Origin of the sequence: Janthinobacterium sp. HH106 (assembly GCF_001758725.1) — a bacterium.
Classification (GTDB): domain Bacteria; phylum Pseudomonadota; class Gammaproteobacteria; order Burkholderiales; family Burkholderiaceae_D; genus Janthinobacterium.
Window position 1 is genome coordinate 215,444 of the sequence record NZ_LRIC01000019.1, and the last position, 21,730, is coordinate 237,173.

Sequence of the window (21,730 nt, forward strand, 5' to 3'; positions counted from 1 at the left end):
ACCCCCATGTTGCCCCCCTTCCTGGATGAGGGTGGGGCATCTTTCTTCTCATAAATATTTCTATATAACAATTATGATATATAGAAAGACGAATCCATTCGTTCTGTAATTGCTGGCATCTTGATATCTTTTGCCTTCTCCCTAACCTTGAGAAGCGCAAAGATGCCTATACAATTCAAGTTACCACCGCTCACCGTAGCCGTACTGGCCATCCTTGGCGGTTCCGCATGGCAGGCGCACGCGCAGACGCAAGCGCCCGCAGCGGATCAGCAGCCGGCGGCCACCCCGCCAGCCGTCGTGGTCACCGGTTCGCGGATTCCCCGCGCCAGCCTGGAGGGACCATCGTCCGTCACCATCCTGACGGGCGATGAAATCACCAAGCAAGGGTACAAGAACGTCTTCGATGCGCTGACCAACCAGGTACAGAACAGCGGCTTTACGCAAGGCGAGGACTTCGGCAACACGTTTACGCCGTCGGCCAATACCATCAGCCTGCGCGGCCTCGGTCCGAACCACACCCTGATCCTGCTCAATGGCCGCCGCCTGGCCGACTTCCCCGTCGCCTACGAAGGCACGGTCAACTTCACCAACCTGGCGAATATCCCGTCGAGCATTGTCGACCGCATCGAGATCCTCAACGGCGGCGCCTCGGCCATCTATGGTTCCGACGCGATCGCCGGCGTGGTCAACGTCATCCTGAAAAAGCAGACGGAAGGTTTCGATATCAACGTCAAGGCGGGCGGCACCACGCGCGGCGGCGCCGGCAACCAGCGCGTGCAGCTGACGGGCGGCGGCAATTTCGACAAGCTGCATACCTTGTTCAGTGTGGAGCTGAGCCAGCGCGATCCGCTGTCGAGCCTGCAGCGCGACTTCATGGCCACCCGCTCGGGCACGCCGACGAATATCGCGTCGCGCCGCGTGGTAAAGGCGGGGACTTCCGGCACCTATGTGGACCTGGGCGACACCTGCACGCAGTTCGGCGACCTGTTCGGCGGCAGCACCGTCAAGTATCAGGCGAAGAACGGCAGCTATTGCGCCAGCCCGAAAGTGGGCCCCACTTACTGGACCACGCAAACCAAGAACCGCAGCCAGAACGTGTTCGGCAGCGCCAACTATGAGCTGTCGCCGGAAACGACCTTGTTCGCCGACTTCCTGATCGGCAAGAACTCGACCGAGAACAACACGCGCGGCCCGACGTGGACGTCGTCGTCGACGGGCAGCAGCTATTTCCGCAACCAGAATACCGATCGCTACGAAGCGTGGACGCGTTATATCTCGCCCGAGGAAATGGGCGGCGTGGAGCGCTACAACCGCAAGTGGGACGACCTGGCCACGGCCATCTCGCTGGGCGCCAAGGGCCGCGTGCCGGGCACCAGCAGCTGGCAATACGAAGCCAATTACAATGCCTCGGTGTACAAGAGCGAAAGCCACACGCCGCGCGCGCTGGCCAATATCGACAGCTTCTTCCTGGGTCCGAAACTGGGCACCGATGCCGCCGGCGTGCCGGTCTACGCGCCGGATCCGGCCCGCCTGTCGCGCCGGGTGACGGCGGCCGAATTCGACAGCATCACGGGCAATTCCGACAGCGACGACAAGGCCTGGACGAATACCCTGAGCCTGGCTACCAACGGCGACCTGTTCCAGCTGCCCGCTGGCGTGGCGAAGATCGCCACCATCGCCGAAGTGGGCAAGCAGGGCTTCAGCAACGTGCCCGACGCGCGCCTGAACGAAGGTTACTTCAACGTCGCCACCAAGTCCGACATCACGGCCGGCACGCGCACCCGCTATGCGCTGGGGGCGGAAGTGAACCTGCCGCTGCATGAAAAGCTGACCGGCACCCTGGCCGGCCGCTACGACCGCTACAGCTTTGCCGGCCGCCATGACGGCAAGTTCACCTATAACGGCGGCCTGGAACTGCGTCCCGCGCCGGAGCTGCTGTTCCGCGCCAACTACGCCACCAGCTTCCGCGCGCCGGACATGAACTACATCTACAAGGCGCGCGGCACCGGTTACTACTCGAGCACCACCGACTATTACCGCTGCGGCGTCGCCGGGCAGGCCATCGATGATTGCGACTACGCGAACAAATCGCCGGGCGCCGACTATGTGCAGAACGGCAGCAAGGATCTGCAGTCGGAGAAGGGCAAGTCGTTCGGCGTGGGCGCCGTCTGGTCGCCGACATCCAATTTCGACGTCTCGGTCGACTACTGGAATATCAAGATCGACGACCTGGTAACCAACCTGAGCTCCGACAAGATACTGCGCGATGAAGCCGATTGCCGCCTGGGCAAGACCGACATCAACTCGCCGACCTGCGTCGATACCCTGAACCGCGTCGAGCGCTTTGCCGCCAATGCGCTGAACCGTGCCGGCGAGATCAAGACCATCACCGTCAATCCGATCAACGCGGCCAAGCAGAGCAGCAGCGGCATCGACATCAGCGTCAAGTATTTGCTGCGCACGACGGACTATGGCCGCTTTGCCTTCAAGGCCAACTACGCCAAGGTGCTGAGCAATAAATCGCAGCAATTCGTCGGCGACGAAGAGATCGACGAGCTCAAATCGCTGAACAATTCGGACTGGCGCGATAAGCTCAACCTGAGCGTGAACTGGAGCGCTGGCGACTGGTCGAACACCTTGCTGGTCAGCCGCTACAGCAAGATCCCGAACGCCGCCGGCAAGGCCTATCTGACGCCGACGGCGCTGGCCAACATCAGCACCGTGTACCGCATCAACGACCGCGCCACCTTGTCGCTGATCGTCAACAACGTATTCGACAAGATCAAGCGCGACGACAGCGGCGGCTGGCCGTACTACCCGGTGGGCAGCTACAGTCCGCAGGGACGCCAGGGATGGGTCGAATTCAATTACCACTTCGGTAGCTGAAACCCGGGGTCAGACCCCCGCGAACGTTGGCGCAAGTCTCTGAGTCAGCGGCATTGAGGGTCTGACCCCAGCCTTTGCGGTGTTGGAGGTAAATAGAAAAGCCGGGAGCGCATATTGCTATCCTGGCTTTTATTTTTTTTCGCTTATTTAGCCATATAATCCCCCGCTTCCCATCTGCCCGCTGGAGCCTCCCCCATGCTACGCCTCGCCCTGCTGTCCGCCGCCATATTGTCCGTCTTTGCCTCTCCCGCCCAAGCCGGCGCGCCGTTGACCACGGTGGCCGAACGCTCGGGCTTTGTCAGCACCGGCCGCTATGCGGAAGTGGAAGCCCTGTGCCGCCAGTTCCAGGCGCGCTATCCGAAGCAGGTGCGCTGCGTGGAATTTGGCCGCACGCCGGAAAACCGCCCGATGCTGGCACTGGCCGTCTCCAACACGGGCGCGCTGACGCCGGCCGAGGCGGCGCGCCGCAAGCTGCCCGTGCTGCTGGTGCAGGGCGGCATCCATGCGGGCGAAATCGATGGCAAGGATGCGGGCTTCCTGGCCTTGCGCGAAGTCTTGGAGGGTAAGGCGGCGCCCGGCGCGCTGGATAAACAAGTGCTGCTGTTCGTGCCCGTCTTCAATGTCGACGGCCACGAGCGCTTCGGTGCGTGGAACCGTCCGAACCAGCGCGGCCCCGTGGAAATGGGCTGGCGCAGCACGGCGCAAAACTACAATCTGAACCGCGAATACATGAAGGCCGATACGCCCGAGATGCAGCACATGCTGGCGCTGGTGAACGCCTGGGATCCGCTGGCCTATGTCGACTTGCACGTCACCGATGGCGCGCAATTCGAACCCGATATCTCGATCCAGGTCGAACCCGTGCATGCGGGCGACGCGGCCCTGCGCGTGGCCGGCACGGCCTTGCGCGATCAGGTCCTGGCCGACCTGGCAAAGCAGGGCTCGGACCCGAAACCGTTCTATATTTCGTTTGCCGAGAACGACAATCCGCAGTCGGGCTTTGTCGATTCGGCGCCGAATCCGCGCTTCTCGCATGGCTATTTCCAGCTGCGCAACCGCTTCGGCATGCTGGTGGAAACCCATTCGTGGAAGGACTATCCGACCCGCGTGCGCATCACGCGCAACACCATCGTTTCGCTGCTGTCGCAAGTGGCGCAGCATGGCGCGCAGTGGCGGCAAACGGCGCTCGAGGCGGACGCGCGCGCCGCGCAGCTGGCCGGCGCCACCTTGCCGCTCACGTATAAAACGACGGACAAGAGCCGCATGATCGCGTTTCGCGGCTACGCCTACACGCGCACGCCATCCGAGGTGTCGGGTGCGCTGATGACGCGCTACGACGAAAGCACGCCGCAGATCTGGAACGTGCCCCTGCGCGACGAGATCGTGCCCGACCTGCAGCAGGCTGCGCCCAAGGCCGGCTACCTCGTGCCTGCGGCGCAGGCGCAGATGGTGGCGGCCAAGCTGCGCCAGCATGGCGTGTCGTACCAGGTGCTGGCCACCGCGCCCGGCACGCTGCCCGTCGAAACCTTCCGCGCCACGCAGGTGAAATTCGGCGCGCAGTCGTTCGAGGGGCGCCAGACGGCGGCCGTGCAGGGCGAGTGGCAGAAAGATGAGCGTCCGGTCGGTGCAGGTGCGCTGTACGTGCCCGTCAACCAGGCCAAGGCGCGGCTGGTCGTGGCCCTGCTCGAGCCGCGCGCGCCCGATTCCCTGCTGGCCTGGGGCAGCTTCAATACGGCCTTCGAGCGCAAGGAATACATGGAAGAATACGTGGCCGAAGACGTGGCGCGCGCCCAGCTGGCGGCCGATCCGGCGCTGGCGGCGCAGTTCCACGAAAAGCTGGCCAGCGACCCCGCGTTTGCAAAAAGCCCGGCCGCGCGCCTGGAATTCTTCGCCCGCCGCCACGCCTCGTGGGATGAGCGGCTGAACCTGTACCCGGTGCTGCGCACGGATGTCGCGCCGGCCGGCATGGCATCGCCGCCTGCGCGCACACCGAAGTTGTCAAATCGCGCAGATTAATCGAAAGAAAATGCTATTCTCCGCACGATGAGGGCGCCGCCACCACGAGCAGAGACGAAGAATGGGTCACAGCACACTGTACAACCAGCACCGGGAAGCGTTTTTTCGCGTCTGCGACGCCGTGGGCGAGAATCAGGTGGAGCAGGTGCGCAGCCTGCTCGAGGCCACGCCGCTGCTCTCGACCTTGCGCCGCTACAACATGGATGACGGCGAATCGTTGCTGCATCTGGCCGCGGCCAGCGGCAGCCGCGAGGTCTGCGCCCTGCTCGTGTCGCTGGGCATGGACATCGATTTGCCGTTGCCCGGTTACCGCAACCATACGCCGCTGAGCGAGGCGGCCGGCCATGGCCACGTCGACACCTGCCGCTGGCTGCTCGACCATGGCGCCGCCGTCGATGGCTTGCCGGACAATATCTTGTCGCCGCTGGACAGCGCCTGTGTGGACGGCCATCAGGACGTGGTTGCCCTGCTGCTGCAGCGGGGCGCCAATCCGAACCGCCTGCATACGCGCTGGAACCAGGCGCCGGTCGATATCGCCGCCGGCTGGGGCTTTCCCGCTATCGTCCAGATGCTCGCCACCGCCGGCGGCGTCAGCATACTCGACGTGCCGCAGCAAGCGGCCGCCTCGCCGCAGGATGTCATCCGCACCTTCATGCACCATAGCGCCGGCTGGGTATTGCCAGCGGTGTTCAGCCCGGACAGCGGCGACGCGCGCTTTTCGCTGGGGATCAGCTGCATCGGCGGCAAGCGCGAATTCAAGCTGCTGTTCACGGCCGGCCTGTTCCAGCAATCGCCGATGACCGAACTGGCCGTCTGCCTGCCGACGCGCTGGCCGCTGACCGTACACGGCTTCGCGGAGCACAGTCCATGGCGCTTTCCCGTGGCGCTGCTGGCACGCCTGGGACGGCGCACGCTCGACCAGGCCAGCCTGGCGGCGGGCGAGCTGCTGCGGCGCGACGATCCTTATCTGGCGGACCTGGCGTGGCCGGAAGGCGTCGATGCGCTGCTGGCCATCGACAAGCGCTGGAACCCCGAGCCGGAGGAAGACGACGTTGCCGACGATGACAAGGTCACCATCTATCTGCTGGTGCCGGTGGCGTACACAAAGAAAGGCGCGCCCGGCGCCAGCACCTTGCCGGCCTTGATGGAGCGCAAGCTCAAAGGCAGCTGGAAAGTGTCGGCCTTGCCGTTTGCCATCCCACGCTAGCGCGCACGGCAGTAACGAGATGCGCACGATCAATCAGATTCAATTGGGGAAATGTTATTCTTTCGATCTTCCGCGCCAGCGGCCAGCTGTTCCATTCACCGGTTTCCCCATGACAGAAAAAAAACAGAAAAAAATTCTCTTGTTGAGCGTTTCGGCCGGCGCCGGCCACCTGCGCGCGGCGCAAGCCATCGAGGCATATGCTGGCCTGGAGCAGCACACCGTCGCCAGCCATCTCGACGTGATGGATTTCGTCACGCCCGCATTCCGCAAGCTGTACACGGATTTTTATATCAAGCTGGTCAACAAGGCGCCCGCGCTGTGGGGCTATCTGTACCATGCCACCCACGATGCGCCGCGCGACAGCTCGATGCAGCGATTGCGCCGCGCCGTCGAGCGCCTCAACACGCGCGCGCTGATGGCGCAGATCGCCGCCTTCCAGCCCGATGCGATCATCTGCACGCATTTCCTGCCGGCCGAACTGCTGTCGCGCGCGCTGCGCCAGCAGCAACTGGCCTGCCCGGTGTGGGTACAGGTCACCGATTTCGACTTGCACCGCATGTGGGTACACGAACAGATGCAGGGCTATTTCGCCGCCACCGACGAAGTGGCGTTCCGCATGCGCCACGAAGGCATCCCCGCCGAGCGCATCCATGTGACGGGCATCCCCATCATGCCCGCCTTTGCGCAGGCGCCCGGTCGGGCGCAGTGCGCGCAGGCGTTTGGCCTCGACCCGCGGCGCACGACGATTTTGCTGATGGGCGGCGGAGCGGGACTGGGCAGCCTTGAAACGGTGGCCGCGCGCCTGCTGGCGCTGCCGGGCGACTTCCAGCTGATCGTGCTGGCGGGGAAAAATGCCGCCGCACTGGCGGCGCTGCAGGCGCTGGCCGGCCAGTATCCGGGCCGCCTGCTGGCGCAAGGCTTTACCAGCGAAGTCGAGCGCCTGATGGCGTGTGCCGATCTGGTGATCACCAAGCCGGGCGGGTTGACCACGTCCGAATGCCTGGCCCTGGGCTTGCCCATGATCGTCAACTCGCCGATTCCGGGGCAGGAAGAGCGCAATGCCGACTATCTGCTGGAGCAGGGCGTGGCCCTGAAGGCATTCGACGCCGTCACCCTCGAATACCGCGTGCGCCTGTTGCTCGATCATCCGGAGCAGTTGCAAGCCATGCGCGCAAAAGCGCTGGCCCTGGGCCGTCCGCGCGCCGCCATCGACGTGCTGGCGCAGGTGCTGGCGCCGAGCGTGACGCCGGAGCCGGCGTGACGGGCGCCGTGGCAAAACCCTGGCAGATCGCCCTGACGCTGGTCTGGGTGGCCCTGCTGGGACTATTCTTCGCCCAGGTGGAAATCCAGATCGAGGGGCCGGCCGGGTGGGCCGCGAACCTGCCCACCTGGCGCATCGAAAGCCATTGGCTGCTCGATATCTTCTGGGGCGGGCGGCCGATGACGGGCTACCATGCCTGGGTGTTTCCCTTCATTGCCCTGTTCTTCCATTTCCCCATGCTCTTTCTGGCGCAATGGTCGCCGCGCCTCGAGTGCCGCGCCATCGGCTGCATCATGCTGTTCTGGATCATCGAGGATTATCTGTGGTTCGTGCTCAATCCCGCCTATGGCGTGGCGCACTTCAATCCGGCCCACATCGCCTGGCACAAGCACTGGCTGTGGTGGGCGCCGACCGACTACTGGGTATCGCTGCTGCTGGCTGGCGTGCTGCTGTGGTTTTCATACAAGAGGAAGTCATGACCTTATCGCCCTTGCCGCATCTTTTGCTGCTATTCCTGGCCCTGGCGGCCGGTTCCGCCGGCGCGCAAGCGCCCGGGGCGCCCGAGCGCAATGCCGAGTGGGCGACGCCGCTGCCGCACGTGTCGAACCTGCACCAGGTCACCCCCGTCCTGTACCGCAGCGCAAAGCTCGACAGCGCCGACGTGGCCCAGCTGCAGACGCTGGGCGTGAAGACGGTGATCAGCCTGCGCTCCTTCCACTCCGACACGCAGGTGCTCGATGGCAGCGGCATCCGCGCCGTCCGCATTCCCATCAATACCTGGGCCATCCGCGACAAGCATGTGATCGAGACCATGCGCAGCATCCGCGCCGCCGAACAGCAGGGACCCGTGCTGCTGCACTGCCTGCACGGCGCCGACCGCACGGGCCTGATGGCCGCTATGTACCGCATGCTGTACCAGGGCTGGCCGCGCGCGAAGGCGATCGATGAGTTGAAAAATGGCGGTTACGGCTATCACGCCGTGTGGAAGAATATCGAAAGCTACCTCAAGCGCGTCGACGTGGCGGCGCTGCGCGCGCAGATCGAACAGGAAAAACCATGAAGACCCTGCTGTTCGCACTGGCCGCCTGTTCCGCCTGTTATCCGCCGGCCGCCCTGGCGGCCACGCCTGCGCTCGATGTGCGCGATGTCAGCAAAGCCGGCATGCCCGGCAAGACCTTTGCCGCCACGACCAGCATGCCGGCCAGCGTGGCCACCGTCTGCGCGGCCATCCAGGATTTCGCCGGCTATCCGCAGTTCATGCCGAACGTGGACAAGATCAAGGTGACGGCCGCCGGCGGCGGCGTGTCGCTGGTCGACGTCACGCTCAAGCTGCCGATGGGGAAAATCAAGCAATACCGCCTGAGAATGACGCCCAAGGTGCTCGACGCCAGCTGCAGCCTGGCCTGGAAGCTGGTGCCGATGGAGGGACTGAAGGTGGAGGACACCATCGCCGACACCAGCGGCTACTGGCAACTGTCGCCCGATCCGTTCGATGCGGGCGCTGCCGCCGTCAGGTACCAGGTGTACACGGATCCGGGCCCGGTGCCGATGGGCCTGGGCTGGATCGTCGACAGCATGAGCCGCGACAGCATCCCGAAAATGTTCGACGCGCTGCGCGCGCGGGTGGCCGCGCGCAAATAGCCGGCGTGGCGGAGCAGCCACTTCACGCGGGCGCGCCACTTCAGGCATGATGTCGTTTCATCCACACATCCGCCCGGAATCCGCATGGAACACCACAGCTTTCTCATCAACATACTGTTTTACCTGGTCGCCGCCATCATCATGGTGCCGCTGGCCAAGCGTCTGGGCATGGGCGCCGTGCTCGGTTATCTGGTGGCCGGCGTCGTCATCGGACCGTGGGGCCTGGGCCTGATCAAGAATGTCGAGGTGATTCTCAGCTTTTCCGAGTTCGGCGTGGTGCTGCTGCTGTTTTTGATCGGACTGGAGCTCGAGCCCAGGCGATTGTGGCTGCTGCGCCGGCCGATCTTCGGCTGGGGCGGGGCGCAGGTGGGCGTCGTCAGCGCGGGACTGTGCGCCGTGGCCATGGCCTTCGGCGTGGACTGGCGCACGGCGCTGGTCGGTGCGCTGGGGCTGTCGCTGTCGTCGACGGCCATCGTGCTGGCCACCCTGGGCGAACGCAAGCTGATGAGTACGCCGGCCGGTTCCGCCGGCTTTTCCATCTTGCTGTTCCAGGATATCGCCGCCATTCCCATGATCGCGCTGGTGCCGCTCTTGGGCGGCCTGGTCACGCATAGCGGCGAACCGGGCTGGCTGCGCGTGGCCAAGCTGGCCGCCGTGCTGGCCGCCCTGGTGATCGGCGGGCGCTTCCTGGTGAACCCCATCCTGCGCTTCATCGCCAAGACGGACTTGCGCGAAATCTTCACGGCCTTTGCCCTGCTGCTGGTGATCGCCATTTGCGTGCTGATGGAATCGGTGGGCTTGTCGATGGCGCTGGGCACCTTCATGGCGGGCGTGCTGCTGGCCGATTCCGAATACCGGCATGAACTCATTTCCGACCTGGAACCGTTCAAGGGTTTGCTGCTGGGCCTGTTCTTCATCGCCGTGGGCATGTCCGTCGATTTCGGCGTGCTGCGCGCCCAGCCGCTGCTGATCCTGGCCCTGGTGGCGGGGCTGCTGGTGGTCAAGATCGGCTTGCTGTATGTGTTGTCGAAGTTTTTCGACATTCCCCGCGGCCAGCAGCTGTTTTTTGCGCTGCTGCTGTCGCAGGGCGGCGAATTCGCTTTCGTCGTGTTTGCCGCCGCCGAGGCCGCGCATGTGTTTGCGCCGCAGACGGCCGCGCTGCTGGTCGTGGTGGTGACCCTGTCGATGGTGGCCACGCCCTTGCTGCTGCTGGCGCACGACAAATTCGTCGCGCCGCGTCTGCAGGGCGAGAAGAAGCGCCGTCCCGACGACCATATCGAGGCGCAGGACAACCCCATCGTCATCGCCGGCTTCGGCCGCTTCGGCCAGATCATCGGCCGCCTGCTGGCGGCCAACAAGATCGGCGTGACGGTGCTCGACCACGACCCGGACCAGATCGAACTGCTGCGCAAGTTCGGCTTCAAGGTGTTTTATGGCGACGCCACGCGCGTGGACCTGCTGGTGGCGGCTGGCATCGAGAAGGCGAAGGCGCTGGTGATCGCCATCGACAATGTGGACGACAGCCTGGCCCTGGTCGACGCCGTGCGCCTGCGCCTGCCCGAGCTGACGATCCTGGCGCGCGCGCGCAACGTCACGCATTACTATGAATTGATGAAGCGCGGCGTGACCCTGATCGAGCGCGAGACGTTTGCCGCGGCCCTGTTGCTGGGCGAGCAGACCTTGCAGCAGGTGGGCTTCAGCGCCGAGCGGGCGCAGCGCGCGGCCGGCATCTTCGGCCGGCATAACCTGAAAACTTTGCTGGAAGTGGCGCCGCACTTCCAGGACCAGCAAAAAGTCATGTCCCTCACGCGCCAGGCGCGCGAGGAGCTGGAAGACATGTTCGAGAGCGATGCGGCGGCGTTTGCGGCGGCGGAAGCGGAGAACGGTAGGTCGGATTAGCGGGAACCGCGTAATCCGACATCGTGTTGGCGGTGTCGGCTTACGCGCTTTGCGCTAAGCCGACCTACGCCTCTTGGCAAGCGGCTTATTTTCCCCGTTTGCTCTCAATCGCCTCGATCTGGTCCATGATGCCGTTCATGCGCGCCGCCAGCGCCTGGTACGGTTTCGGCGAGGCCAGATCGACGCCGGCCGCCTTCACCAGATCGTAGGGGTAGGCCGAGCCGCCCGCACTGAGCATCTTCAGGTAGGCGGCCAGCGCGCCCGGTTCCTTGTCGAGGATGCGCTGTGCGAAATCCTGCGCCGCCGCGATCGAGGTGGCGTACTGGAACACATAGAAGCCGTGATAGAAATGCGGCACATACGCCCATTCCAGCGCGTAGGCGGGGTCGATGGTCATGACGCCCTGCGCTTCGCCGTGGTAGCGCTTGAGGATATCGGCATAGATGGCCGTGATTTCTTCGCCCGTCAGCGACGCTCCCTTGTCCACCTTGCCGTGGATGGCCGCCTCGAATTCGGCGAACATGGATTGGCGGAAGAAGGTGCCGCGCAGGTTTTCCAGCGCTGCGCCCAGGTACAGCAGGCGCTCGTCGTCATCCTTGGCCTGCTTCAGGCGCGCGTCGAGCAGCAGCGCCTCGTTCGTGGTCGAGGCGATTTCCGCGACAAAGATGCTGTACGGCGCATAGATCGACGGCTGCGCCTTGTTGGCCAGCACCGAGTGCATGGCGTGGCCCCATTCGTGCGTCAGGGTGCTGACGGCTTCGTAATTGTCCGTGTAATTGAGCAGCACGAACGGATGCACGTCATACGCGTCGCCATTCATGTAGGCGCCCGCCACCTTGCGCGGACGCGGATACACATCCATCCAGCGCGCGTCCACGGCGGCAGTGAGCGCCTTGACGTAGTCGGGGCCCAGCGGCGCGGCGGAAGCGAGCATCATCTGCTTGCCTTCGGCCAGCGGGAAGGTGCGCTCGCTTTTCAGCAGCGGCGCATACACGTCGTAGTACGCCAGGTCCTTGATGCCCAGCATGCGCGCGCGCAGCTTGAAGTAGCGGTGCAGGGTGGGCAGGTTAGCGTTGGTTTGCGCGATCAGGGTCTGGTAGACGGCCGGCGGCAAGTTGTCGGCATCGAGCGCGGCGCTTTGCGAATCGGCGTAACGGCGCACCTTGGCATACGCGGCATCCGTTTTCAGCTGGCCGTACAGGGTTTCGCCGAACGTGCGTTCGTACTCTTTCCACTTGCCGAAGAAGGCGTCGAACACCCGCTTGCGGTCGGCGCGGTTGTCATCGCCCCGGTATTTCGTGTACGCCGCCTGGTCGAGGCGCACTTGCTTGCCGTCCGACAGTGTGACGGTCGGCCACGGGATTTCCGCGTTGGCCAGGGTGCGGTAGACGCTGGCGGCCGAGCTTGTTGCCAGGCCGAACTGCGCCACCAGCTGTTCGCCGGCCGCGTCGAGCGTGTGCGGCGCGCTGCGCAGCATGTTACTCAATTGAAAGCGGTACAGCTGCAAGCCCTTGTCTTTCGCCAGCATGGCATCGATGCGCTTGCTGCCCAGGGCGAGGATTTCCGGCTGTAAAAAGGTCACCGCCTGGGTGAACTCGTTACCCAGCAGGGCGGCGCGCTGGTTCAGCTGGTTGCCCTTGCTGTCGCCCGTATCCTGGTCGTAATACTGCGCCGCATAGGTATACAGCGTGTTGACGCGCTTGCGCGCATCGGCGTACAGGTCCAGGCAGCTTTTCAGGCGGGCCGGCGAGCCTCCCAGCTGCCCCTTGCAGCCGCCCAGTTGCTGCAGCTGGGCCGACAGTTTTTTCGCGTCGGCGTCGAATGCGGCGTCGTTTTGATACAGCGCCGTCAAATCCCAGCGGTCGGCCTGCCTGTCGGTCTGAGCGGGGGCTGGCGCAGGAGCGGCAGAGGCGGTGGCGAGGCTGAGGGCCAGCAGGGAGAACAGCAGGGGGCGCTTGAGTGCGGATGGCGTCATGGTTCATTCCAGTGAGGTTGTCGGAAGAATGCGTGCTGACCGCCGGGCAGGGACGTGCGCGTGACACACCGCGTACCGGCAGAGTTACCTACGGTACAGCAAATGAGGGGAGGGGGAAAGAGGCGGGGCGCCGCCACCTGGGCGGTGGCGGCGAAACAACACGGGCTGAGAACAGCCGATTACAGCGCTTGCAGCGGAATCGTGCCGAACGTGGTCGGCGTCGAGCACGGCTCTTCGTCGAAGGCGATGTCGCCCATGGGGTTGGCCACGCCGTCCGCCTTCAAGTCCTTGAAGCCGAACAGCTTCGGATCCATCAGGTGCGATGGCGCCACGTTCGACAGGGCCGAGAAGATGCTTTCCACGCGGCCCGGGAATTTCTTGTCCCATTCGCGCATCAAGCCCTTGATCTGCTTGCGCTGCAGGTTTTCCTGCGAACCGCACAAATCGCATGGAATGATGGGGAAGCCCTTGACTTCCGCATAGCGCTGCGTGTCTTCTTCCTTCACATACGCCATCGGGCGGATGACGATGTGCTTGCCGTCGTCCGATTGCAGCTTGGCCGGCATGCCTTTCAGTTTGCCGCCGAAGAACATATTCAGGAAGAACGTTTCCAAAATATCATCGCGGTGGTGGCCCAGGGCGATCTTGTTGGCGCCCAGCTCGTCGGCCACGCGGTACAGGATACCGCGGCGCAGGCGCGAGCACAGCGAGCAAGTCGTCTTGCCTTCCGGGATCAGGCGTTTGACGATGCTGTAGGTATCCTGGTTTTCGATATGGAAGGCCACGCCCAGTTCCGTCAGGTAGGCGGGCAGGATTTCCGGCGGGAAGTTCGGCTGCTTCTGATCCAGGTTGACGGCGACGATATCGAAGTGAATCGGCGCACGCTCGCGCAAGGTCATCAGGATGTCCAGCAGGGCATAGCTATCCTTGCCGCCCGACAGGCACACCATTACCTTGTCGCCGTCTTCGATCATGTTGAAGTCGCCGATGGCCTGGCCGACCAGGCGGCACAGGCGCTTGTGCAGCTTGTTGTTTTCCAGGGCGATCTTTTCCGCCTTCTTGCGCGCCAGTTTCTGCGCTTCCACATTGGCCGGGAATTCCACGGCCGTCGTCGTCGTTTCCAGCACGGCGGTGTTGCTCATGTTGTTCATGCTTCATCCTTGATCTTGAATACTTCCACGCCCACGCCTTCGCAGTCGGGATACACGTCCGGTTTCATGCTCGACACGCGCGCGGCGCGCACGCGCGGGTGGGCCAGCATGGCGGCGAGCACGTCGTCGACCAGGCTTTCCTGCAGCTGCACGTGGCCTTGCGCCATGCGCCTGGCGATGGTTTCGCGCATGAAGTCGTAATCGACCACCTCTTCCAGCTGGTCATCCTTGGGCGTCGACAGGGCCAGGGGAATGTACAGGTCGACGTTGATGAGGACGCGCTGCTCGCCCTTTTTCTCGAAGTCGTAGACGCCGATGTTGATGAGGACTTCGTAATTGCGCAGGAACAGCCGGCGGCAATCAAGCAGGCGAGGGTGGGACAGGGCGGACGACATAGTTTTACCTTTTCGGGAATGCTGAATGCGGGTTGTTTGGCAGGGCTGCTGATTATTTGGTCAAAAACATGACGTCGCGCGGCAAGCCGATCAAATGCTGGCCGCCATCGACCAGCAGGGTCGTGCCCGTCAGCGCGCGCGCGCCGGCCACGTAACAGACGCTGTCGGCCACATCTTCGGGCGTGCTGGAGCGTCCTAGCGGCGTGTTTTCATGCGCCTTGGCAAAGTTCGCTGCCGTCTGCTCGCCGGAGACCATGGTGATGCCGGGGGCAATGCCCACCACGCGCACTTTCGGCGCCAGCGCCTGGGCCAGCATGGTGGTCGCCGACAGCAGCGCCGCCTTGGACAGGGTGTACGACAAAAAATCAGGATTGAGATTGTACAGTTTTTGGTCCAGCAAGTTGATGACCACGGCTTGCCCGCCTGCCGGGGTGGCATGGTACAGCGCTTGCGCCAGCAGGATGGGGGCGGCCAGGTTGGCGTGCATGTGGGCGTCCAGGGCGGCGAAGGAAAAATCGCCCGCATTGTCGTATTCAAACAACGATGCGTTGTTGACTACGCAAGTGACGGGCCCCAGCGCCGCCTGTGCCTGCGGCAGCAGCTGGCGCACGGCGTCTTCCTGCGCCAGGTCGCAGGCGAACGCTTGCGCGCGGCGGCCCAGCGCCGTGATGTCCGCCACCAGGCTGAGCGCTTCATCGCGCGAGTCGCGGTAGTGGACGGCGATATCCCAGCCGTCGCGCGCCAGGCCCAGCGCGATGGCGCGGCCGATGCGGCGCGCCGCGCCCGTGACAAGGGCGACGCGGGGAATGCTGTCGAAGGGCGTTGTCGTTGCTTCAGTCATGTCTTTGCTATGGTTGAGATATTCGGTGGACGCCGCACTGGCGGCATGCGCCGCCGATTCGCTACAATGCGGGAATGTCTCTTCCCGCACCCGATAGCGACGCGCTGGCCGCGTCCCATGCCTTGCAGCACCAGATTGCCGCCGAAATCGCGCGCAATGACGGCGCCATTCCTTTTGTCCGCTTCATGGAGCTGGCGCTGTACGCGCCTGACCTCGGCTATTACAGCGGCGGCGCCGCCAAGCTGGGCAAAGATGGCGATTTTACAACCGCGCCGGAGATTTCGCCCCTGTTCGGCGCCACGCTGGCCCATGTGGCAGCCGCTATTATGGCGCAAACGGCCCCGCGCATCCTCGAATTCGGCGCCGGCACGGGCAAGCTGGCTTTCGATATCCTGACGGAAGCGGCGAATGCCGGCATCGCTATCGAACAGTATGCGATCGTCGAATTGTCCGGCGAATTGCGCGCGCGCCAGGAGCTGGCGCTGGCCGCCTTTCCGCAAGTGGTGTGGCTCGACGGCTTTCCCGACAGTTTCGAAGGTGCCGTGTTCGGCAATGAAGTGCTCGACGCCATGCCCGTCAACCTGATCAGCAAGACGCCCGCCGGCTGGTGCGAACTCGACGTCAGCATTGCCGACGGCCAGTTCGTGTTTGTCGAACGCCCTGCCGGCGCCGACGTGGCCGCGCAGATCGCCGCTCAGGTGCCGGACGCCGATGACTTGCCGGTCGGCTATGTCACAGAAATTCATGGCGTGGCCTGCGGCTTCATGCGCTCGCTGGCGCGCATGCTGACCAATGGCAAGGGCGGCGCGGCCGTGCTGTTCGATTACGGTTTTCCTGCGCACGAGTATTATCTGGACCTGCGCGCCACGGGCACCCTGATGTGCCATTACCGCCACCATGCCCATGCGGAACCGTTTTATCTGCCCGGTTTGCAGGACATCACGGCTCACGTGGATTTTACGGCCATGGCGGTGGCGGCGCAGGATGCGGGCCTCGATGTGCTCGCATACATGAACCAGGCGTCCTTCCTGCTGGGCTCCGGTATCGGCGACTTGCTGCTGCGCACCGACCCCGAGCAGGTCAAGACCTACCTGCCGCAGGCCAGCGCCGTGCAAAAGCTGGTGTCGCCGGCCGAGATGGGCGAATTGTTCAAGGTGCTGGCGGTGGGGCACCAGGTGGCGTTGCCGGAAGCGCTGTTGTCCAGTGACCGCAGTCACCGTCTGTAAGCGCGGTCAATATCAAGGCAGGGCCGTACCGCCCTGTAATTTCCTGTCCGCCGGTGGTTATTATCTTGTCATATCGTATATGATGACCGACACAGCACGGTTCCATCCTGCAAGAACCCGTCGCCGCGCACCGATTTCAAGATAGAACGATGGGAAAGATACATACACATTATGACAACCTGAAAGTGGCGCGCCTGGCGCCGCAGGAAGTCATACGTGCAGCGTATAAAGCCCTCAGCCAGAAATACCACCCCGACAAGAATCCCGGCGACGAAAAGGCCGCCCGCATCATGGCCATCCTTAACAGCGCCTATGGCACCTTGTCCGATCCGCAACGCCGCAAGGAACACGACGAATGGATCGCCGCCGAGGAGTGGGAAATCGAATGGCTGGAAAGCACCCACCACGAAGAAGGCAAGAGCCGCGATGGCCGTGCGAAAGGCCATGCCCAATCGCATGAGCACACCTGGGCGCAGGATGTGCCGCCGCCGAAGGGCAAGCCGCGGAGTGGGGCGCTGCCCATCTGGCGCAACTGGCGCTGGTGGCTGAGTTTGCTTGTCTGCCTGCTGCTGGGCTGGCTGGGCGCCTTGCTGATGCTCGATACCTCGCCGCCCGTGCCTGCCGCGCTGGCGTCGGCCTGGAGCGGGCTGGCCCGCGATGGCGCCAGGGTGCACCCGGACACGGCAACGGCGGAGAGCGCAGCTACGCCGCCGGCAAAAAACGAGGCGGTGGCTATCGATAGCTGGGCCGTGGGCAAGCCGTATGCGGCCGAGCCCGCGCAAGCGAAGGCGCCCGAGATCCGCGTGCTGGCCGTGGCGCAGCTGAGCCTGAAAGCCAGCCGGCCCGCCTGCGATGGCGCCAGCCAGGCCGAGTCGGCGGGGCTGGTGGCGCCGAATGGCGAGCCTTGGCCGGCGCGGTCCGGCTATGTCGATGGCTTCCCGATCGGCAACAAGGGCGATGAACTGAGTTTGACCATCGATAACAGCAGCAACACGGCGCCCGTCTTCGTCAAGCTGTATGACCAGGAGCGGCGCTCGAATGTGCGCTACCTGTACATCCTGGCCAATGACAAGCTGACCGTGGAGCAGCTCAGCGCGGGCAAATACGAAGTGCGCTACCAGGCCGTCGGGCCAGGCCAGGACAATTGCGGCGGCACCACGCGCAGCGGCGCCTCGATACCGGCGCCGGCGCCTGCCGCGGGAGAGGGTGGTACGCAGAATCCTGTTGTAAGCAGCATCTAATCTGATTATGCTTGATATGCGTCAACGCAGCGTCCACATCGAACTTATCCCTTAGGAGTATTCATGACCGACCTCAAAGCCGATGCAGATGATAACTGGCTGCTCGACGAAGATGAGCCGGTGGCCAGTCCAGCCGGGTTGGCCGCGCCCGACCAGCGCCTGTGGCGTGTGCTGATCGTCGATGACGACGTCGATGTGCATGCGGTCACGCGGCTGGCGCTGCGCAATGTCAGCTTCAAGGGCCGCGAACTGGAACTGTTTTCCGCCTACAGCGGCCGCGAGGGGTACGAGATCCTGCGCGACACGCCCGATATCGCGCTGGTGCTGCTCGACGTGGTGATGGAAACGGATGATGCCGGCCTGATCCTCGCCAAGCGCATCCGCGCCGACCTGAACAACTCCATCGTGCGCGTCGTGCTGCGCACGGGCCAGCCGGGCCAGGCGCCCGAGCAGCGCGTCATCATCGAATACGACATCAACGATTACAAGGCCAAGACGGAGCTGACGACGCAAAAGCTGTTTACCACCGTTATCTCGGCCTTGCGCGCCTACGAGAGCCTGATGATGCTCGAGCGCAGCCGCATCGGCCTGGGCAAGATCCTCGCCGGCGCCACCAATCTGTACCAGATCCATTCGCTGCGCGAATTCGCTTCCGGCGTGCTCAACCAGGTTAGCGCCATCCTCGACGTGGGTGCCGACGGCGTGCTGTGCCTGATGCAGGGCGGCGCCGGGCGGCCCGAGGTGGTCGCTGCCACGGGCACCTACGCCGTGCTGGCCGAGGCGGAAGCCATGCCGGCCGACCACGCGCTCACGCCCACCATCGACAAGGCGTTCGCGGAAAAACGCAGCCAGTTCGAGCATCCGGCCAATGTGCTGTTCATCCACACGGAAGGCAACCGCGAGCTGGCCATTTCCGTCACGCCGCCGTGGCCGCTGGCGCAGATCCAGCGCGACTTGCTGGAAGTGTTTTGCCAGCGCATCGCCGCCGCCTTCGACAATCTGTACATGTTCGGCCAGCTGCGCAAGGCGCAGGAAGCGACCGTCGTGGCGCTGGCCGACCTGGCCGAGTTCCGCGACAGCGACACGGGCGGCCACGTGCGGCGCGTGCAGCAGCTGTCCGACGCCATCGCTCTGCGCATCCAGCAGCGCGGGGTGTATGCCGACGAGCTCACGCCGCAGCTGCTCGACATGATCGGCCTGGCCAGCATCCTGCACGACGTGGGCAAGGTGGCCACGCCGGACGCCGTGCTGCTCAAGCCGGGCCGGCATACGGACGAGGAGCGGGTGCAGATGCAGCTGCACGCCAGCGTCGGGCGCACCATCCTCGAGCGGGCCGCCAACATGGTCGACGGCGTCAGCTACCTCACGTATGGCGCGCAGATCGCGGGCGGCCACCATGAACATTTCGACGGCGCCGGCTATCCGAACGGCCTGAAGGGACGCGACATTCCCTTGGCCGCGCGCATCGTTGCCGTGGTCGACGTCTTCGATGCCTTGCTGCATGAGCGGCCGTACAAGGAGCCGTGGCCGTATCCGCAGGTGCGCGAATACATCGAACAGCGCAGCGGCAGCCAGTTCGATCCGGAAGTGGTGGCGGCGCTGCTGGATCTGATCGACAACGAGCCGCAACTGTGGCATCCGGAGCGCGCCACCGCTTGAGCAGCAACTTCGTTGGCGCTTTTCGGCACGGCCCCATTCCCTTGCGCGCGGCGCCGTCATATACTCGGCAGCCTCATGCTGGCCGGCGCCACGCACCGGTGTGGCGCGCCGCGGAGTTTTCGGACATCACGACATGAAAGAACTCAAGGGCCTTAGCGCACTGATCATCGAGCCGCATCCGGGCATGCGCGCCAGCCTGCACAATATGCTCAACCTGTGCGGCCTGGCGAAGATCGACGACGCGGCCAGCTCGGGCCAGGCGATCCGCATGCTGGGCAGCAAATCGTATGATCTGATCCTGTGCGAATACGACCTCGGCGGCGGGCAGGATGGCCAGCAGATGCTGGAAGACTTGCGCCACCATAAATTGATGCACGCGTCGACCATGTTCTTCATGGTCACGGGCGAAGGCAGCTTTGCCAAGGTGGTCAGCGCCGTCGAGCTGTTGCCCACCGATTACATCCTCAAGCCATTTACCGCTGACAACATGCTCGAGCGCATAGCCCGCGCGCTCGACAAGCGCAATGCCTTCGTGCCCGTGTACGAACTGATCGACGTGGGCAATGAGCGCGCGGCGATCGCCGCCTGCACCGAAGGCGCCAGCCTGTACCCCCGTTACGCCACGGATTTCCTGCGCCTGCGCGCGGAGCTGCATTTGCTGCTGGGCGAGGCGGCCGATGCCGGTCCGATCTACACAGCCTTATACGAAAGCAAGTCCATCGGCTGGGCGCGCCTGGGGCAGGCCAAGACGCAGTTCCTGCTGGGCGAGTACGAAGCGGCGCAGGGCACCCTGGAAGGGCTGCTGGAAAACAACAAGCGTTTTCTCGACGCCTATGACTGGCTGGCGCGCACGCATATGGCGCAAGGCAAGCCGGAACTGGCGCAGGCGGCCTTGAGCGAAGCGGTGGCCCTGTCGCCGCATGCCGTGCGCCGCTTGCGCCGCCTGGGCGAGGCGGCCCTGGCGGCCGACGATATCGACATGGCGGAAAAATCCCTGAAACTGGTGGTCAGCAAGGCCAAATATTCGGAATTCCGCGATCCGGAAGACCATGTGCGTCTGGTGCAGACCCTGGTGCGCAAGGGAGATCCCTTGCAGGCGGGCGCCGTGATCCGCGACCTCGACAAATCGATGGGCGGGCAAAAGAATGCGGAACTGTGCAGCGCCCTGTGCAGCGCCATGCTGCATGCGCATACGGGCAACGAGGAGCGCCTGCAGCAATCGCTCGACGCGGCCCTGGCCGCCAACCGGCACAGCGTGGGCAGCTCGAATACGCTGAAAACGGAGCTGGCGCGCCACTGCCTGGCGCACGGCCGCGAAGACGGCGCGGCCGAGGTGATGCGCGAAGTCATGCGCAATGCGCCCGACAGCGCGGCCATGACGCGCGCCATGGCCGTGTTCGAACAGGCGGGGCGCGAGGAACTGGCCAAGGCATTGGCGCGGCAAAGCCGCCAGGAAGTGGCCGACATGGTGGCGGCCGGGGCAGCCCGTGCGGGCGAGGGCGATTTCCGCGGCGCCGTCGATCTGATGGGCGAGGCCGTCACGCGCCTGCCCGACAATCCGCAGGTGGTCTTCAATGCGGCCGTGGCCGTGCTGAAATGCCTGGAGCACGAGGGCTGGGATGAGCGCATGGGGCAGCAGGCGCTGACTTTTATCGCCGGCGTGCGCCGCCTGGACCCGCGCAATCCCAAATTGCCCGTGCTGTCGGGCCTGCATCAGCAGTTGTTGCGTAAATACAAGCCCTTGGGCAATGCCTGGATGCATCCGCCTGACGCAAGGTAAGCGGGGAAATGCGGGGCAAATGACGAAAAAATGCGGCTTGCCGCCAGGGGCGATAAAAAAAATACGAAAAAAGCTGACTTTTTCGCGCCAACCCTTGCACTTTCTCAAATCGGGAGCTTATAATCACGCCCCGAAGCAGCCAACTTCTTCTTTATACGCAAATGCAGCAGTCAGGCATCAGTAAATAAGGTTGACAGTTGTGAGTAGATGCTTCATACTCTGCGGTTCCCGCGGAGGGGTGGCCGAGTGGTTAAAGGCGACAGACTGTAAATCTGTTCTCTATGAGTACGCTGGTTCGAATCCAGCCCCCTCCACCAAGTTTTTGCAAGGAAAACTGGGTAGTAGCAAAAAGCAAGTGAAGATAAAGTGAACGATACCTCGCGGGTGTAGCTCAATGGTAGAGCAGAAGCCTTCCAAGCTTACGACGAGGGTTCGATTCCCTTCACCCGCTCCAGTTTCCGTTCAGATGCTTGATGCATCGCATGCAACAAATTACAGCCCTTGTAGCTCAGTGGTAGAGCACTCCCTTGGTAAGGGAGAGGCCACGTGTTC

The 21,730-nt window shown here is 63.9% G+C and carries 16 protein-coding genes and 2 tRNA genes; 14 read left to right on the forward strand and 4 right to left on the reverse strand.

Translation table 11 applies throughout. The annotated features are described in order from the left end of the window. Positions 1-162 precede the first annotated feature (162 nt). The 8 genes from JAB8_RS10870 (at position 163) to kefC (ending at position 10,910) form a co-directional block, all read left to right on the forward strand. Positions 163-2,886 carry a TonB-dependent receptor gene (locus JAB8_RS10870; protein WP_070289503.1) on the forward strand — a complete coding sequence of 908 codons (2,724 nt, stop codon included), beginning with the start codon at positions 163-165 and terminating at the stop codon, positions 2,884-2,886. 195 nt (positions 2,887-3,081) lie between these two features. Further along, positions 3,082-4,902 (forward strand): M14 family metallopeptidase, encoded by a 1,821-nt coding sequence (locus tag JAB8_RS10875; RefSeq protein WP_070289504.1) that lies wholly within the window; start codon positions 3,082-3,084, stop codon positions 4,900-4,902. Between the two features lie 61 nt (positions 4,903-4,963). Beyond that, the gene (locus tag JAB8_RS10880; RefSeq protein WP_070289505.1) at positions 4,964-6,109 is read left to right on the forward strand and encodes an ankyrin repeat domain-containing protein; all 1,146 of its coding nucleotides are present in this window, start codon (positions 4,964-4,966) and stop codon (positions 6,107-6,109) included. Positions 6,110-6,218: 109 nt separating this feature from the next. After that, entirely contained in the window at positions 6,219-7,370 is a 1,152-nt protein-coding gene (locus JAB8_RS10885; RefSeq protein ID WP_070289506.1) for a glycosyltransferase, read from the forward strand. Beyond that, a complete protein-coding gene (locus JAB8_RS10890; RefSeq protein WP_070289507.1) occupies positions 7,367-7,849 on the forward strand; it encodes a hypothetical protein in 483 nt (160 codons plus the stop codon). Before JAB8_RS10885 ends, JAB8_RS10890 begins: the two co-directional genes overlap by 4 nt. Further along, the gene (locus JAB8_RS10895) at positions 7,846-8,430 is read left to right on the forward strand and encodes a dual specificity protein phosphatase family protein (protein ID WP_070220812.1); all 585 of its coding nucleotides are present in this window, start codon (positions 7,846-7,848) and stop codon (positions 8,428-8,430) included. Before JAB8_RS10890 ends, JAB8_RS10895 begins: the two co-directional genes overlap by 4 nt. Continuing rightward, positions 8,427-9,011, forward strand: coding sequence for an SRPBCC family protein (locus tag JAB8_RS10900; protein ID WP_070220810.1), 585 nt, complete (start codon positions 8,427-8,429; stop codon positions 9,009-9,011). The genes JAB8_RS10895 and JAB8_RS10900 overlap by 4 nt, the downstream gene beginning before the upstream one ends. An 84-nt stretch (positions 9,012-9,095) precedes the next feature. Further along, positions 9,096-10,910 carry a glutathione-regulated potassium-efflux system protein KefC gene (gene kefC, locus JAB8_RS10905; protein WP_070220809.1) on the forward strand — a complete coding sequence of 605 codons (1,815 nt, stop codon included), beginning with the start codon at positions 9,096-9,098 and terminating at the stop codon, positions 10,908-10,910. Between the two features lie 85 nt (positions 10,911-10,995). On the opposite strand, the gene pepF is transcribed toward kefC, so the two are convergent. The 4 genes from pepF to JAB8_RS10925 form a co-directional block, all read right to left on the reverse strand. After that, the gene (gene pepF / locus JAB8_RS10910; protein WP_070220807.1) at positions 10,996-12,885 is read right to left on the reverse strand and encodes an oligoendopeptidase F; all 1,890 of its coding nucleotides are present in this window, start codon (positions 12,883-12,885) and stop codon (positions 10,996-10,998) included. A 179-nt stretch (positions 12,886-13,064) separates the two neighbouring features. Beyond that, a complete protein-coding gene (ttcA, locus tag JAB8_RS10915; RefSeq protein WP_083287425.1) occupies positions 13,065-14,036 on the reverse strand; it encodes a tRNA 2-thiocytidine(32) synthetase TtcA in 972 nt (323 codons plus the stop codon). Then, a complete protein-coding gene (locus tag JAB8_RS10920) occupies positions 14,033-14,431 on the reverse strand; it encodes a dihydroneopterin aldolase (RefSeq protein ID WP_070220805.1) in 399 nt (132 codons plus the stop codon). The genes ttcA and JAB8_RS10920 overlap by 4 nt, the downstream gene beginning before the upstream one ends. A gap of 52 nt (positions 14,432-14,483) precedes the next feature. Then, complete coding sequence (locus tag JAB8_RS10925; RefSeq protein WP_070289508.1) at positions 14,484-15,272, reverse strand: SDR family oxidoreductase; 789 nt, start codon at positions 15,270-15,272, stop codon at positions 14,484-14,486. A 74-nt stretch (positions 15,273-15,346) separates the two neighbouring features. Between JAB8_RS10925 and JAB8_RS10930 the strand changes: the two genes are divergently transcribed. The 6 genes from JAB8_RS10930 to JAB8_RS10955 all read left to right on the forward strand — a co-directional run bounded on the left by JAB8_RS10930 (position 15,347) and on the right by JAB8_RS10955 (position 21,632). Further along, positions 15,347-16,498 (forward strand): SAM-dependent methyltransferase, encoded by a 1,152-nt coding sequence (locus tag JAB8_RS10930; protein ID WP_070289509.1) that lies wholly within the window; start codon positions 15,347-15,349, stop codon positions 16,496-16,498. 149 nt (positions 16,499-16,647) lie between these two features. Further along, a complete protein-coding gene (locus tag JAB8_RS10935; protein ID WP_070220799.1) occupies positions 16,648-17,739 on the forward strand; it encodes a J domain-containing protein in 1,092 nt (363 codons plus the stop codon). Between the two features lie 63 nt (positions 17,740-17,802). Then, positions 17,803-19,398 carry a DUF3369 domain-containing protein gene (locus JAB8_RS10940; protein ID WP_070220797.1) on the forward strand — a complete coding sequence of 532 codons (1,596 nt, stop codon included), beginning with the start codon at positions 17,803-17,805 and terminating at the stop codon, positions 19,396-19,398. 133 nt (positions 19,399-19,531) lie between these two features. After that, on the forward strand, positions 19,532-21,178 hold the full coding sequence (locus tag JAB8_RS10945; RefSeq protein WP_070220795.1) for a tetratricopeptide repeat-containing response regulator: 1,647 nt from the start codon (positions 19,532-19,534) through the stop codon (positions 21,176-21,178). Positions 21,179-21,410: 232 nt separating this feature from the next. Then, positions 21,411-21,495: transfer RNA gene (locus JAB8_RS10950), tRNA-Tyr, on the forward strand. 63 nt (positions 21,496-21,558) lie between these two features. Continuing rightward, positions 21,559-21,632, forward strand: a tRNA-Gly gene (locus JAB8_RS10955). Positions 21,633-21,730: the final 98 nt, after the last annotated feature.